The sequence below is a fragment of the Streptomyces sp. NPDC002133 genome, assembly GCF_040296405.1.
Classification (GTDB): domain Bacteria; phylum Actinomycetota; class Actinomycetes; order Streptomycetales; family Streptomycetaceae; genus Streptomyces.
Genome location: NZ_JBEOXF010000003.1, coordinates 317,484 through 331,430, shown reverse-complemented (window position 1 = coordinate 331,430; position 13,947 = coordinate 317,484). Strand labels below are relative to the sequence as shown.

Here is a 13,947-nt window from a genome sequence, read left to right as displayed (position 1 = left end):
CCGACCGCCCGCGGGAACTCCCGTGAGGACGATCAGCCACAGACGGCCGACGGACCACGAGGGCCGCCCGCCGCGCACTGCCTCCCATCCGGACTTTCACCGTCGGTCCAGGAATTTCACCTGGTCAACCGGCCGCTGGATGCGGACGGGTCGCGGACTGTAACCGCCGGTTCGGAATTACACCGACCCCGGAGTGCGCTGCTGCTGATACAGGGCAAGTGTGCCACGCCCTGCCGTGAGCCATGCAGGTGAACAGGTGTGGGCTGGCTCACAACCGACAGCGACGGGGTCGTCACACGTGGCATCCCGTCGTCGTCACCCGCCCGTCGTGACCGTCCGGCACGGGATTGATCCAGACCTATTGACCGGAGTGGTCTAGTCCTCTTAGTCTCTGCGTCACTCCCGGAGGGAGTCGGCCGACGGGTGCACAAGAGGCCCAACACGCCCCGAAATCCTTTCTATTGACGCCCGGCGGGCACGGCGTGCGCTCGCGAGAACGCCCGGCGGCGGTTCCCGGCCCTTGCCGCCGCCGGGTCCCGTACCGCCGGACGCGGACGTCGGCGGCCGCCGCGCGGGCCTCGGCGCGCCGGTCCCTCGTCTGTCAGGCTGGCCTCATGACCACGATGCTGGTGACCGGCGGTACGGGAACGCTGGGCAGGCACGTCGTCGCCCGGCTCGGCGAGCGCGGCCACGACGTCCGCGTACTGAGCCGGCACTCGGCCGCGTATCCCCTCGATCTGCGCGACGGATCCGGGCTCGACGCGGCGCTGGCCGGTGTGGACGTGGTCGTCCACTGTGCGTCCACGCAGACCGGCGGGGACGAGAAGGCCGCGGGCAATCTCGTCGCGGCGGCGCAGCGGGCGGGCGTCGGGCACCTCGTCTACATCTCGATCGTCGGGGTGGATCTGGTGCCGCTCGGCCACTACGCGACGAAGCTCAGAGTCGAGAAGATCATCGAAGGGTCCGGGATCGGCTGGACGGTTCTGCGGACGACCCAGTTCCACGACCTGGTGTTCCGGATCCTGCAAGGTGTGTCGAAACTGCCGATGATGCCGGTGGCGTCCGGAGTCCGGATCCAGCCGATCGAGACCGGCGAGGTCGCCGACCGGCTCACGGAGCTTGCCACGGGTGCACCGGCGGGCCGAGTGGCGGACATGGGCGGGCCCGAGGTGCGTACGCTGCGGGAACTGGCGCAGCTGTATCTGCGGGCGACCGGGCGCCGCCGCGTGCTGGTGCCGCTGTGGATCCCTGGCCGGACGTTCCGTGCCCTGCAGCAGGGCAGGAACCTGGCCCCGGACCACGCCGTGGGCAGGCGCACCTTCGAGGACTTCCTGCGCGAGTGGTCCCTCACGGCGACATAGGTTCCCCGTCCGCCGGGCTCGGCGCTCGGCCGCTCTCGCGGACCGTCGTGTAGAGGTCGTCCTGCGCCGCGTCGCGGGCGGTGAGCAGGGCGCCGTGAAGCACGCCGGCGCCGCCCAGTTCACCGGCGCGGACCTCGGTCCTGAGCGGAGACATCGCGTTCAGCCGCCGCTCGACCCGTGTGGCGAGCGAGGCCCCGCCCGCGTGCCCGATCTCGCCGCCGAGTACGACGCACCCCGGGTCGAGTACGGCAACGGCCGCGGCGACACCGACCGCGACGCGCTCCGCCAGCGCATCGAGGAACGCCTCGGCAGGTGCCGCGGCAAGGACAGGCTCGGAAGCGGGCGCCCCGGAGCGGTCCTCGAGCCCGGCGACCGCCGCACGCACGGACGACTCGGCGTCCTCCCGCAGCCCGTACCGCTCGGCGAGTCGGGCCACCGCGGCGCCGCCCGCGAGGGAGTGGAAGCCCCCCTCGCACCGGTCGGCGGAGGGAAGGGCAGCCGTGCCCGGGACCGGCAGGAAGCCGATCTCGCCGGCGCCGCCCGATGCGCCGCGGCGGAGGCGGCCGTCGAGGACGAGCGCGGCGCCGACGCCCTGGCCGAGCCAGAGCAGCACGAAGGTGTCGCGGTCGCGGGCGGCGCCGAGGCGCTGCTCGGCGACGGCGGCGAGGTTGGTCTCGTTCTCGACGAGCACGGTGGCGGGCAGGCGTTCCTGCAGGTCGGCGACGAGCCTGCGGTGCCAGGCGGGCAGGTTGGTGGAGTCACGGAGCTCGCCCGTCGTGGGGTCGATGAGCCCCGGCGCACCGATGCCCACGCTGTGCAGCCGCGCCACTCCCGCCGTGCGCGCCGTGCGCTCCAGGAGGGCGACGGCCCGCTCGACCGCGGGTTCGGTGCCGGTGTCGGTACCGATCGGGAGCGTCGCGTCGGCGAGCGTGGCACCGAGCAGGTCGGCGACCACGACCGAGACGCCCTGGGTCCGCACGTCGAGGGCCGCCAGATGCGCACGGTCGGCGACGATGCCGTAGAGCCTGGCGTTGGGGCCTCGACGCTGTTCACCGGCTTCGCCCACGACCTGCACCAGTCCCGAACCCTGCAGCCGCTCGACGAGGTCGGCGACCGTCGGGCGGGAGAGTCCGGTCAGGGTCTTCAGCTGACCTGCCGTCAACGGGCCCTCGTCCTGCAGCAGTCGCAGGGCGAGCCGGTCGTTGATGGCCCGTGCGGTGCTCGGGGATGCGGGCATGCCGGGAATCCTTCCAGATCGGCGCTGCCATTCTATTTATCAGGCAGGGTTCCTGATAGTTTGCCTCGCATGTCGACCGAAACCGCGTACAGCGCGCAGCGGCTCAGGCGGGCGCGGTATGCCGTGGCCGCCGTCTTCTGTGTGCACGGTGCCGTGACCGGCAGCTTCGCCACCCGCATGCCCTGGATCCAGGACCATGCCGGGGTCAGCGCGGGTCAGCTCGGTCTGGCGCTCGCGTTCCCCGCGATCGGTGCGTCCCTCGCGATGCCGCTCGCCGGGACGATCAGTCACCGCTTCGGTGCGCGCACCGCGCTGCGCGGGCTGCTCGCGCTGTGGACGCTCGCTCTCGCGCTCCCGGCGCTCGCGCCCAATGTGTACGCCCTCAGCGCCACGTTGTTCGTCTTCGGCGCCACGGCCGGCATGTCCGACGTCGCGATGAACGCTCTCGGCGTCGAGGTGGAGAACCGCCTGGACCGCTCGATCATGTCCGGCCTGCACGGCATGTGGAGCGCCGGCGCCCTCGTCGGTTCGGCGGCCGGCACCCTCGCCGCGCACCTCGGCAGTGACGCCCGGATCCACCACTTCGCCGCCTCCGCCGTGCTCACCGCCCTGGGTCTGCTGGCCTGTCGGGGTGTCCTGGACCTGCGCAGCACGCCGGACGAGGAGCCGCCGCCGCGGTTCGCGCTGCCGCCGCGCTCCGCGGTGGTCATCGGCGCCATCGGGTTCTGCGGGGTGTTCGCGGAGGGTGCCAGCCTCGACTGGTCGGCGGTGTATCTGCGGGACGTGCTGGGTACGTCGGCGGGGCTCGCGGCGGCGTCCACCACGGTGTTCGCGCTGACCATGACCGTGGCCCGGCTGCTGGGCGACCGGGTGGTGGACCGCTTCGGCCCGGTGCGTACGGTGCGCGTCGGCGGCGCACTCGCGACAGCCGGCGGAGTTCTGGTCGTGCTGGCGCCGCACCCGGTGGCCGCGATGGCGGGGTTCGGCTGCATCGGGCTCGGCATCGCCGTCGTCGTACCGCTGGCCTTCGCCGCGGCGGGGCGCACCGGCACGAACGCGAGCCAGTCGATCGCGGGTGTCGCGACGATCACCTACACCTCGGGACTGATCGCGCCGTCCGCGATCGGGGGGATCGCGGATCTGACGTCGCTGGTGGTGTCGTTCGGGCTGGTGACCGTGCTGGCGTTCGGGCTGGTGCTGGGGGCGGGGGTGCTGCGGGGCAGTGCGCGGGGCGCGGATCCCGCCAGGTCCGGGGTGGCCGCGGCGTCGCCGGAGATGCGCGCCTGACGGGGCTTGCACTCGGCCTTGTCGCTGGTGACGGTCTTCGCCGCGGCGATGTCCGCTGCAATGGGCTTGGTGAGCTTGTGGTCCTTGAGGTCGCCCTCGGCCAGGATCAGCTTGTCCAGCTCGGCCCGGGACAGAGCCTTCGCGGCCGGCTCGGCGGGCGCGTCGGCCGAAGCGCCGCCCTTCGGCTCGTCCTTCGCGGCCGGTTCCCCGGAGCCGCAGGCGCCGACGAGCAGGGCCGGCGATACGGCGGAGGCGGCGAGGGCGGAGCGGCGGACGGTGATGCGGCGCATGGGGCCGCTTCCTTCTGAATCACTGAACAACGTCCCCCGCGCGCAGCTCACCGCGCAGCGCTCCGGGCGGAGTTGTTGTGCGCTGCTCAAACTCATGTCCCGCGCCCACTCCGGAGATCGGCAGAGACCCCCTCGCCCTGATTGTGATCATGGTGCAATCGCACGTGTACGCAACCGAGATGCCCGCCCGCGCAACCTTGCCCGCCCCGCGGTCGCGCAGTTCGCGAATGGAAGCGGAACCTGAGGCTCCCCGTACCATTGCGGGGATCCAGGAACCCTCGGAAGTGGAGCCCGCATGAACCTCGGCGTGCGCTGGAGCCTGCACGGCGACGGACGAACACCCGCCCCCGGAGCCGTCGTCCGCCCCGACGAACGCCTCTCCTGGCCGCGGACCGCGGGCCTCGGCGCCCAGCACGTCGTCGCCATGTTCGGCGCGTCGTTCGTGGCGCCGGTGCTCATGGGCCTGGATCCCAACCTCGCGATCATGATGTCCGGCGTCGCGACCGTCATCTTCCTGCTCGCGACACGCGGCCGGATCCCGAGCTATCTCGGCTGCTCGCTCTCCTTCGTCGGTGTCGCCGCGACGATCCGGGCCACCGGCGGCGACAGCGCCACCGTCACCGGCGCGGTCCTCGTCGTCGGTCTGGCGCTCTTCCTCGCGGGCCTCGCCGTGCAGCGCTTCGGTGCGCGGATCATCCACGCGACGATGCCACCCATCGTGACCGGTGCCGTGGTGATGCTGATCGGCTTCAACCTGGCGCCCGTCACGGCCGCCACCTACTGGCCGCAGGACCAGTGGACCGCGCTGCTCGTGATGCTCTTCACGGGGCTGGCCGTGGTGTGTCTGCGCGGCTTCTGGTCACGTATCGCCATCTTCCTCGGGCTGATCTTCGGCTACGCCGTCTCCTGGGTCTTCGACCGGGTCTTCGGCAAGATCCACTCGACGACGGGCGGTGCCGAGGCGGTCGACCACTGGCGCCTCGACCTCTCCGGCGTCGCCGAGGCCGACTGGATCGGTCTGCCGAGCTTCCACGCCCCGAGCTTCGAGTGGTCGGCGATCCTGGTCGCCCTGCCCGTCGTCATCGCCCTGATCGCCGAGAACGCGGGCCACGTCAAGGCCGTCGGCGAGATGACCGGTGACCCGCTGGACGACAGACTCGGCACGGCCATCGCCGCCGACGGCGCCGCGTCGATGCTGTCGACCGCCGTGGGCGGCCCGCCGAACACGACGTACTCCGAGAACATCGGCGTCATGGCCGCCACCCGGGTGTACTCGACGGCCGCCTACTGGGCCGCCGCGGGCTTCGCGCTCCTCTTCGGGCTCTGCCCCAAGTTCGGCGCCGTCGTCGCCGCGATCCCCGGCGGGGTCCTGGGCGGAATCACCGTGATCCTCTACGGGATGATCGGCCTGCTCGGCGCGCAGATCTGGATCAACGCCAAGGTGGATCTGCGCAACCCGCTGAACCTGGTGCCGGCCGCGGCGGGCATCATCATCGGCGTCGGCGGCGTCAGCCTGAAGTTCACCGACACCTTCGAACTCAGCGGGATCGCCCTCGGCACCATCGTCGTCATCACCGGCTACCACTTCCTGCGCGCCTTCGCGCCCGCGCACATGAAGCCGCAGGAACCGTTGCTGGACGCGGGCACGTCCACGTACGACGAGGAGGAGGGCGGCGGTGGTCAGCCGGTCGCCAAGTCGTAGGCGTAGCCGGGCGTGAAGGTGCCCGCCGTGCCCTTGCAGCCGTCCGACTCCCCCGGCAGTTTGATCCACAGGTAGGCGTCGATCCGGGCCTCACCTGTCGCGGTCGTCGGCGTCCGCCCGAGCGCCCGGCCCGCCGGGTCGCACCAGTTCCCGGGCTCCGGTGGCCCGTTGCCGTTGCGGCTGGTGTCGATGACCGCGCCGAGGTGCGCCGGGCCGCCGAGGGCGGCGAGCACCTCGCGGGCGTACCGTGCCTCGTCGGCGGTGCGGTGGAAGTTGGACACGTTGGTGAAGATGCCGTCGCCGCTGTCCGCGACGCCCGCGGCGCGCAGTTGGGCGGCCTGTTTCGTCGCGGAGTGCCAGCCGGAGTGGCCGGCGTCGAAGTAGACCTTCGCCTGCGGGTTCGCGGACTTGAGCGTGCGTCCGGCACGGGCGAGCGAGGCGTAGCGCGCGGCCCGTTCGCCGCCGGAGAGGCAGTCGGCAAGGGCTATCGAGTCGGGTTCGAGAATCACGAGGACCGGTCCGCTGCCGAGTCCTTCTGCGAACTCCCGTATCCAGTCGTCGTACGCGGCGAGGTCGGGCGCCCCGCCCTGGGACGCGCCGCCGCAGTCCCGGTCGGGGATCGCGTACGGCACGAGGACCGGAACGCGGCCCGCTGCCGCCGCGCCCGCCGTGACCGAGCGCACCCTGCCGGCGATCTCGCCGGGGTTGTGGGCGGCGTACCAGACCGCGGCCGGCTGGTCGGCGATCCGTGACTCGATCAGCGGTCTGCGCGGGTCGCCGGGATGCGCCCGTACCCAGTCGAGCACCTGCGACTGCGGATGGCGGTACAGCCGGGCGCCGGTGGTCGATGTGCCCTTGCGGGCAGACCGGCCCGGCGCGGACTTCGCGGACGCCTTCGGCGCTGCCGCGGGCGACGACGGCGGCGTGGCCGTGGTCGTGGATGAGGAGGGCGACGGGCTGGGGCGGGCCGGCAGCGGAAGGGGCAGCGGTGAACTGCTCGCCTCCGGCCGCGCCGTGTCGTGCGCGTCCTCGCCGCCCGCCGCGGACACCAGTCCGGCGACCGTGCCCACGGCCACGACGGCCGAGGCCGCGACGGCCATGAAGCCCTGGCGCGCTGCGCGGCGCCGCTCGGTCCGTTCCGTCCGGCGCTGTGTGCGTACGCCTGACACGTTCCCGTTCCCCCCTCGCACCGAAGCTCCCCCTGAGCCTCTACTGGTGGCCGCCCGGCGCCGGTGCTTCCCCCGTTCTGGGGAAGGACCGGGCCGGGCGGCACCTGCCCGAGCCTATGGCTGCGACGCTGCCCCCATGGCGCAGATCGACCATTTCACAGCAGACTCCGCGGCCCGGATCGATTCCGGCGGCCCTTCGGTCGGCCCGGTGGTGGCGCGGATGCGGGCGCTCCGCTCCGAGTGGCCGGCGACGGACGGGGTGGCCGTCTTCAACCGGGTGTATCTGGCGGTCACGGAGGAAGTCGGCCGGCGCATCGGCCGCGGCGAGTTCCCCGACCGGAGGGCGGCCGTCACGCTGGACGTTCTCTTCGCCGAGCGGTACCTCTCCGCCGTCGGCACAGTCGCCGCGGGAGGTCGGCCGCCCGCGTGCTGGCGGCCACTGTTCCAGTACCGCCGCCATCCCGGCGTACGCCCGCTGCAGTTCGCGATGGCCGGAATCAATGCGCACATCGGGCACGACCTCGCACTGGCCGTGGTGGACACCTGTCGTACGCTCGGCTGCGAACCACCCGATCTCGAAGCGGAGTTCGACCGCGTGGGTGACATCCTCACGATGCTGGAGGAGCGCATCCGCGAGGATCTGATGCCGGGGCCCGATCTTCTGGAGGTCGCCGATCCGCTCACCCATCTGCTCGGCTCCTGGAGCCTGGAGCGGGCCCGGGACGGGGCCTGGTCGGCGGCCCGGCTGCTCTGGCGTATCCAGGAGCTCCCCGGACTGGCCGATGAGTTCATCGAGAGGCTGGACACGGGTGTCGGGCTCGTCGGGCGTTGCCTGCTCACTCCCTGGCACTGAGGCGAAGGAGTACGCATGGCGATCCGGCTCGGACTCGGACTCCCGCAGATGAGGCAGTACGACATCGGCCGAGACATCCCCGCGGTGGCCGGGGCGGCCGAGGAGATGGGCTACGCAAGCCTGTGGGTGTTCGAACGGGTACTGTTCCCCGAACCCGCGACCCAGGGGCTGTACGGCGTCCCCGGTCTCCCCTGGCCCGATCAGTACCGCCATGTCGCCGAACCGATGGTGTCGCTGACCCTGGCCGCCGCCGCGACGAGCCGGGCGAGGCTGGGCACCAGTGTGCTGGTCGCGCCGCTGCACATCCCCTTCCAGCTGGCGCGCACGCTCGCCACGCTCGACGCGGCGAGCGGCGGCCGGGTCGTCGCGGGCTTCGGCACCGGCTGGTCCCTCGACGAGTACGCCGCGGCCGCCGTCGCCCCGTTCGAGAAGCGCGGGGCGGTGCTCGACGAGCTGCTGGACGTGTGCCGCGCGGTGTGGGGGCCGGACCCGGTCGCCCACGAGGGCGGGCTGACGACCGTCGCACCCTCCTTGGTGGGCCCCAAGCCGGCGCGTCCCATCCCCGTCCTGCTGCCCGCGTCGAGTCCGCGGGCCACGCGCCGGCTCGTCGACCGGGCGGACGGATGGATGCCGGTCGCGACGGGCCCCCGGAAGCTGGCCGACGACTGGCGCAGGATCCAGGACGTGGCGGCCGAGCGCGGCCGCGATCGGCCCCTGGAGGTCGTCGTCCGAGCCAATGCGGCGTACAGCGCGAAGCCGCTGGAGAGCGGTGACCGTCAGCCGTTCCACGGCAGTGTGGACCAGATCGTCGACGACCTTGCGGCCCATGCGGCGCCTGGCCTGGACGAGTTCCTCGTCGATCTGCAGGGCGCCACGCGGGACGCCGAGGAGCTCAAGGACGTGGCCGCGGCGGTGTACGAGGGCGTGCGGACCATGGGCGTCTGACCGGTTCAGGCCACGCCGGGACGCGAACGGAGCCGCCGTCGGCCGGGGTTTCCGGCCGACGGCGGCTGACGCGACCACCCGGGGCCGACCGGGTCGCGGTCGGCGGCGGGGGTTCATCCATGGACCCGGGACCGGCCCCGGGGGAACCGAGCCTCGAGGAAGTCAGTCCTCCGGGAGCTCCACCGGGGCGATCTCGTCGAAGACGTCGCCCGGACCGGGGTTGCTCCCGTCGGTGGCGCCGCCGAGGTGGTGCATCACGCCCCACACCGCGTTGAGCGCGGTCTGCACGGCGCCCTCGGCCCAGCCGGCCGTCCACGAGATGTCGTCTCCCGCGAGGAAGATGCCACGCTTGTCCGCGGGCAGCCGGTCCTGCATGAAGTGGGTGAACAGACGCCGCTGGTAGCGGTAGTGGCCCGGCAGGTTGGCCTTGAACGCGCCCATGAAGAAGGGCTCGTTCTCCCAGGACACGGTCACGGGGTTGCCGATGATGTGCTTGCGGATGTCGACCTTCGGGTAGATCTCGCCGAGCGACTTGAGCATGACCTCCATGCGCTCGTTCGCGGACAGCGGCAGCCACTTGAGGCTGTCGTCGCACCACGTGTACGAGAGGCAGATGACGGCCGGCTTGTCGGGGCCGTCGTCCAGGAGGTACGTGCCACGCGTCATCCGGTCGGTCAGCGTCATCGACATGACGTCGCGGCCGGTCGGATTTCCCTTGTCGTCGACGGCCTTGTCCAGCCAGAACGGCCGGTCCACCGGCACGAACAGCTTGGACGACTCCATGTAGTGGGTGCGCTCCATCGCCGTCCAGTGGTCGATGGGGAACAGCGAGTCGTCGCACGCGATCTTGGAGAGCAGCATCCAGGACTGCGCCGTGAAGATCGCCGCCTGGTACGTACGGATGTCGCCGGTGGCGTCCGTGACGGTGATCCGGTTGCCGGCGGTGCGGTGCAGCCGGGTCACGGCCGGCCGCGGATCGCCGTCGTGCAGCTTCGCGAGCGAGGTGCCCTGCGCCCAGTGGACGATCTTCTCGGGCTCGCGCTCCCACAGCCGCAGCGGCAGCTGCTGCGAGCCTCCGACGATGCCGCGGTGGTGGTCGTCGGCCTCGGTGTAGACGACGCGCAGGATCTCCAGGATGGAGTTGGGGAAGTCGGTGTCCCAGCCGCCGGTGCCGAAGCCGACCTGGCCGAAGATCTCGCGGTGCCGGAAGGACTTGAATGCCTCGGAGTCGCAGAGGAAGCCGTAGAAGGTCTGGTTGTCGAGCTTCTCGACGAGCTTCGCCCAGATCTCGCGGATGCGGGGGACGTCGCGCTCCCGCATGGCGCGGTTCATGTCGGTGAAGTCCGCTCCCTCCTCCAGACAGGCGTTCCACGCGTTCATGACGTCGCGGTAGACCTGCGGGAGGTCGTCGATGCCCTCCGCGTAGTGCGACTCGCCCTTGAGGTCGACGACCGTCGAAGGGGTGGTCTCGGCGAGAGGGTTGGGGAACGGCCTGGTCTCCAGGCCCACGAGGTCGATGTAGTGCTGCAGCGCGGTCGACGAGGGCGGGAAGCGCATGGCGCCCATCTCGGCCGTCAGCGAGGGGTCGCAGCCGTCGAAGCCGACGGTGCGGAGCCGGCCGCCGATCTGGTCCGCTTCGTAGACGACGGGCTTGAGGCCCATCTTCATCAGCTCGTACGCGGCGATGATGCCGGAGAGCCCGCCGCCGATGACGGCGACCTCGGTGCCGTGCTCGGTCGCGGGTATCTGGCCGAGGCCCGCCGGGTGGGCGAGGAAGTCGTCGTACGCGTAAGGGAAGTCCGGCCCGAACATGGTGATGGGCGGCTGCGCGTCGGAGTGCGGGACGGCGGTGGGCACCGTGGACGTCATGGGGTCTTGCTCCTGGTCCTGGTCTGACGGGACGAGAGGTCTCAGCGGGCGAGCGGCCCGTACAGGCCGGGGCGGCGGTCTCGCAGATAGGGGTTGTCGGCGCGCGAGGCGGCGAGGAAGTCCGGGTCGGCATCGCCGATGACCAGCTCCTCGCCGTGGCCGGCGCGGGCCCTGGCAATGCCGTCGGGTCCGGCGAGGCAGCTCAGGCCGGCGAAGTCGAACTCGCCCTCGGGGCCGGTCCGGTTGGCGTAGCCCACATACATCTGGCTCTCGAAGGCGCGGACCGGCAGGAGCTTCTCGGCGACGAACTGGAAGGGGTTCATCAGCGCGGTCGGTACCGCCAGCAGGTCCGTTCCGGCCAGGGCGTGGGCCCGTACGTTCTCCGGGAACTCGACGTCGTAGCAGATCAGCAGGCCGATGCGGAGGCCGCCGAGCTCGGCCTGGACGACGGGCTCGTCGCCGGGCGTGAACCACTCCCGTTCGAAGCAGCCGAAGAGGTGGGTCTTGCGGTAGTTCGCGAGGCGGGCGCCGTCGGGCCCGATCAGCTGCGCGGCGTTGTACACCTTCTCGGCGTCCTCGTCGGTGCCGCGCTCGGGGTAGCCGTAGAGGACGGCGATGCCGTGGCGCACGGCGATCTCGGCGACGGCCTGTGCAGAGGCGCCGTTAGCGGGCTCGGCGAGGCGGGGCACATCGGCGCCGATCGCGTACCCGGTGAGGAACATCTCGGGGCAGATCAGCAGACCGGCGCCCGCAGCCGCTGCGCGGGCGGCGTGCGCGTCGAGGATCCCGAGGTTCTTCACGATGTCGCCGGGGGTCCCGGAGCTCTGGAGCAGGGCGGTGCGCAGCGGCGGCATGGACCTACCTCGGAAAGTGGTGGGCGAGGGCGTCAGGGCGACGTCAAAACGGTACGTTCCGGCGTTCCGCCCGGACAAGACCCGACCGTTGCGGACCGAGTGTCGATCCGTTGCGTGAATGCGGGGACCGGCGGTGATTCATTGCGTCCGGGGCCGGGGACGCACCCTGCCCGGCCCGGGAACGCATCCGCCCCGGCCGGGCGGCGGAGCCGCGGTTCCGGCAGGGGCGGGTGGTCAGGCGGGCGAGCCCGACGAGAAGCGCCTGAGCAGCGGGGAGAGCACCAGCACGGACTTGGTCCGCTCGACGAAGGGCTCGCCCGCGATCCGCTCCAGAACGCGCTCGAAGTGGCGCATGTCGGAGGCGAAGACCTGGACGATCGCATCCGCCTCGCCGGTGACGGTGGAGGCGGACGCGACTTCCGGATACCGCTCGAGGCCGCGTCTGATGGTCTCGGGCGAGGTGTTGCTGCGTGCGTGGATCTCGATGTAGCCCTCGGTCTCCCAGCCCATCGCTGCAGGGTCCACCCGGACCGTGAAGCCGGTGATGACTCCCTCCGCCCGCAGCCTGTCCACGCGCCGCTTCACGGCGGGCGCGGACAGACCGACGAGCGAGCCGATGTCGGCGTAGGAACGACGCGCGTCCTCGGCGAGGGCGTGCACGATGCGTTCGTCGAGATCGTTCAGTCGCACAGGGGGTGGATCACTTCTCTGCTGTTGCCAGTCGGGATCGGCGCAGGCCGTACAGGAAGTAGAACACGAGCCCGGCAACCATCCAGCCACCGAAATACATCCATGTGGCGAACGGAAGGCTGAACATCATGTACGCGCAGAAGACGAAGCCCAGGATCGGCGTGACCGGGAAGAGCAGCACCTTGAAGGTGCGGTTCATGTCCGGACGCTTGTGGCGCAGGATGATCACGGCCACGTTGACCAGGGCGAACGCGAAGAGCGTGCCGATGCTGGTGGCGTTGGCGAGCTCGCCCAGCGGGATGAAGGCCGCGAGCGCGCCGCAGAAGACCGAGACGATCACGGTGTTGGCGCGCGGGGCGCCGGTGCGCGGGTTGACCTTGGCGAACACCTTGGGCACGAGGCCGTCGCGGGACATCGCGAACAGGATGCGGGTCTGGCCGTACAGCACGGCGAAGACGACGGAGGCGATGGCGACGACCGCGCCCGCGGCGAGCACGACGCCCCAGAAGCTCTGACCGGTGACGTCCTTCATGATCTGGGCGAGCGCCGCCTCGGTGCCCTCGAAGTCCTGCCACGGCATGGCGCCGACGGCGACCAGCGCGACGAGGCAGTAGAGGACGGTGACGATGAGCAGCGACAGCATGATCGCGCGCGGCAGGTCCTTCTTCGGGTTCTTGGCCTCTTCACCGGCGGTGGAGGCGGCGTCGAAGCCGATGTACGAGAAGAAGAGGGTGGCCGCGGCGGCGCTGATCCCGGTGACGCCGAGCGGCGCGAGCGGGGCGTAGTTGCCGGCCTTGATGCCCATGAAGCCGATGCCGATGAAGAGCAGCAGCGTCACGATCTTGACCATGACCATGATCGTGTTGACGCGGGCGCTCTCCTTGGCGCCGCCCATCAGGAAGACCATGGCGAGCAGCACGACGACGAGTGCGGAGAGGTTGATGAAACCGCCCTCGCCGAGCGGTGCGGACACCGACGCGGGGATGGTCACGCCTATCGTGCCGTCGAGCAGCTCGTTGAGGTACTCGCCCCAGCCGACGGCGACTGCCGCGACCGAGACGCCGTACTCGAGCACCAGGCACCAGCCGCAGACCCAGGCGATGAGCTCGCCCATGGTCGCGTACGAGTACGAGTAGGAGGAGCCGGAAACCGGGACGGCTCCGGCGAGCTCGGCGTACGACAGGGCCGAGAACAGGGCGGTGAGGCCCGCGACGACGAAGGAGATCGCCACGGCGGGGCCGGCGAGCGGGGTGGCCTCGCCGAGCACGACGAAGATGCCGGTGCCGAGGGTGGCGCCGATGCTGATCATCGTCAGCTGCCACATGGACAGCGAGCGGCGGAGGCTGCCGCCCTCGCCCTGGCCGCCTTCGGCGACGAGTTGTTCGACCGGCTTGCGCCGCATCAGTCGGCTGCCGAGCCCGACAGCGGGACCGCTCGGGTCCTGCTGGGGGGTGACGGGTGGCGCTGCGCCGTGGTCCAACACTGGGGAGGCTCCTTATCGCTGCCTGTCTGTGAGGCGGCGACCGCGGCGGACCCGGGCGCGGGCATGGCTGAGAGCAGCCCGAAGCGCGGGGATTCGCCGAGAAGGCGGTCCCCGCCACTCCACTTACAGCAAGGACCTTACGAGATGCGCGTTCCTGCTCGTAATGCATGAGCCTTGCGCATCAGCACAAGATCGTTGCGTGGTTCC

The 13,947-nt window shown here is 71.3% G+C and carries 11 protein-coding genes and 1 riboswitch; of the genes, 5 read left to right on the top strand and 6 right to left on the bottom strand.

Annotated features, from left to right (window positions below; translation table 11 throughout):
* Window positions 1–70 precede the first annotated feature (70 nt).
* A riboswitch (FMN riboswitch) is annotated at window positions 71–201 on the bottom strand.
* A gap of 413 nt (window positions 202–614) precedes the next feature.
* Entirely contained in the window at window positions 615–1,361 is a 747-nt protein-coding gene (locus ABT078_RS06160; RefSeq protein ID WP_351224309.1) for an SDR family oxidoreductase, read from the top strand.
* On the opposite strand, the gene ABT078_RS06155 is transcribed toward ABT078_RS06160, so the two are convergent.
* A complete protein-coding gene (locus tag ABT078_RS06155) occupies window positions 1,348–2,598 on the bottom strand; it encodes an ROK family transcriptional regulator (RefSeq protein ID WP_351224307.1) in 1,251 nt (416 codons plus the stop codon). The two genes, ABT078_RS06160 and ABT078_RS06155, sit on opposite strands and share 14 nt — an antisense overlap.
* A gap of 69 nt (window positions 2,599–2,667) precedes the next feature.
* Here ABT078_RS06155 and ABT078_RS06150 point away from each other — a divergent pair, with 69 nt between their 5' ends.
* The gene (locus tag ABT078_RS06150) at window positions 2,668–3,885 is read left to right on the top strand and encodes an MFS transporter (protein ID WP_351224305.1); all 1,218 of its coding nucleotides are present in this window, start codon (window positions 2,668–2,670) and stop codon (window positions 3,883–3,885) included.
* A 585-nt stretch (window positions 3,886–4,470) separates the two neighbouring features.
* A complete protein-coding gene (locus ABT078_RS06145) occupies window positions 4,471–5,877 on the top strand; it encodes a uracil-xanthine permease family protein (protein WP_351224303.1) in 1,407 nt (468 codons plus the stop codon).
* On the opposite strand, the gene ABT078_RS06140 is transcribed toward ABT078_RS06145, so the two are convergent.
* Window positions 5,856–7,046 (bottom strand): glycoside hydrolase family 6 protein, encoded by a 1,191-nt coding sequence (locus ABT078_RS06140; protein WP_351224301.1) that lies wholly within the window; start codon window positions 7,044–7,046, stop codon window positions 5,856–5,858. The genes ABT078_RS06145 and ABT078_RS06140 overlap by 22 nt on opposite strands.
* A gap of 136 nt (window positions 7,047–7,182) precedes the next feature.
* On the opposite strand from ABT078_RS06140, the gene ABT078_RS06135 reads away from it, so the two are divergent.
* Together ABT078_RS06135 and ABT078_RS06130 are read left to right on the top strand one after the other, a co-directional pair.
* Window positions 7,183–7,899 carry a DUF5995 family protein gene (locus tag ABT078_RS06135; protein WP_351224299.1) on the top strand — a complete coding sequence of 239 codons (717 nt, stop codon included), beginning with the start codon at window positions 7,183–7,185 and terminating at the stop codon, window positions 7,897–7,899.
* A 15-nt stretch (window positions 7,900–7,914) separates the two neighbouring features.
* On the top strand, window positions 7,915–8,844 hold the full coding sequence (locus ABT078_RS06130; protein ID WP_351224297.1) for an LLM class F420-dependent oxidoreductase: 930 nt from the start codon (window positions 7,915–7,917) through the stop codon (window positions 8,842–8,844).
* 162 nt (window positions 8,845–9,006) lie between these two features.
* On the opposite strand, the gene ABT078_RS06125 is transcribed toward ABT078_RS06130, so the two are convergent.
* From ABT078_RS06125 to ABT078_RS06110, 4 genes are all read right to left on the bottom strand, one after another.
* The gene (locus ABT078_RS06125) at window positions 9,007–10,713 is read right to left on the bottom strand and encodes a flavin monoamine oxidase family protein (protein WP_351224295.1); all 1,707 of its coding nucleotides are present in this window, start codon (window positions 10,711–10,713) and stop codon (window positions 9,007–9,009) included.
* 41 nt (window positions 10,714–10,754) lie between these two features.
* On the bottom strand, window positions 10,755–11,567 hold the full coding sequence (locus ABT078_RS06120) for a carbon-nitrogen hydrolase family protein (protein ID WP_351224293.1): 813 nt from the start codon (window positions 11,565–11,567) through the stop codon (window positions 10,755–10,757).
* 234 nt (window positions 11,568–11,801) lie between these two features.
* Window positions 11,802–12,257 (bottom strand): Lrp/AsnC family transcriptional regulator, encoded by a 456-nt coding sequence (locus ABT078_RS06115; RefSeq protein WP_351224291.1) that lies wholly within the window; start codon window positions 12,255–12,257, stop codon window positions 11,802–11,804.
* A gap of 10 nt (window positions 12,258–12,267) precedes the next feature.
* Window positions 12,268–13,740 (bottom strand): amino acid permease, encoded by a 1,473-nt coding sequence (locus tag ABT078_RS06110; RefSeq protein ID WP_351224289.1) that lies wholly within the window; start codon window positions 13,738–13,740, stop codon window positions 12,268–12,270.
* Window positions 13,741–13,947 lie beyond the last annotated feature (207 nt).

Coding starts and splice junctions, on each gene's coding strand:
- ABT078_RS06160 (WP_351224309.1), top strand. CDS start 615: ATGACCACGATGCTGGTGACCGGCGGTACGGGAACGCTGGGCAGGCAC.
- ABT078_RS06155 (WP_351224307.1), bottom strand. CDS start 2,598: ATGCCCGCATCCCCGAGCACCGCACGGGCCATCAACGACCGGCTCGCC.
- ABT078_RS06150 (WP_351224305.1), top strand. CDS start 2,668: ATGTCGACCGAAACCGCGTACAGCGCGCAGCGGCTCAGGCGGGCGCGG.
- ABT078_RS06145 (WP_351224303.1), top strand. CDS start 4,471: ATGAACCTCGGCGTGCGCTGGAGCCTGCACGGCGACGGACGAACACCC.
- ABT078_RS06135 (WP_351224299.1), top strand. CDS start 7,183: ATGGCGCAGATCGACCATTTCACAGCAGACTCCGCGGCCCGGATCGAT.
- ABT078_RS06130 (WP_351224297.1), top strand. CDS start 7,915: ATGGCGATCCGGCTCGGACTCGGACTCCCGCAGATGAGGCAGTACGAC.
- ABT078_RS06125 (WP_351224295.1), bottom strand. CDS start 10,713: ATGACGTCCACGGTGCCCACCGCCGTCCCGCACTCCGACGCGCAGCCG.
- ABT078_RS06120 (WP_351224293.1), bottom strand. CDS start 11,567: ATGCCGCCGCTGCGCACCGCCCTGCTCCAGAGCTCCGGGACCCCCGGC.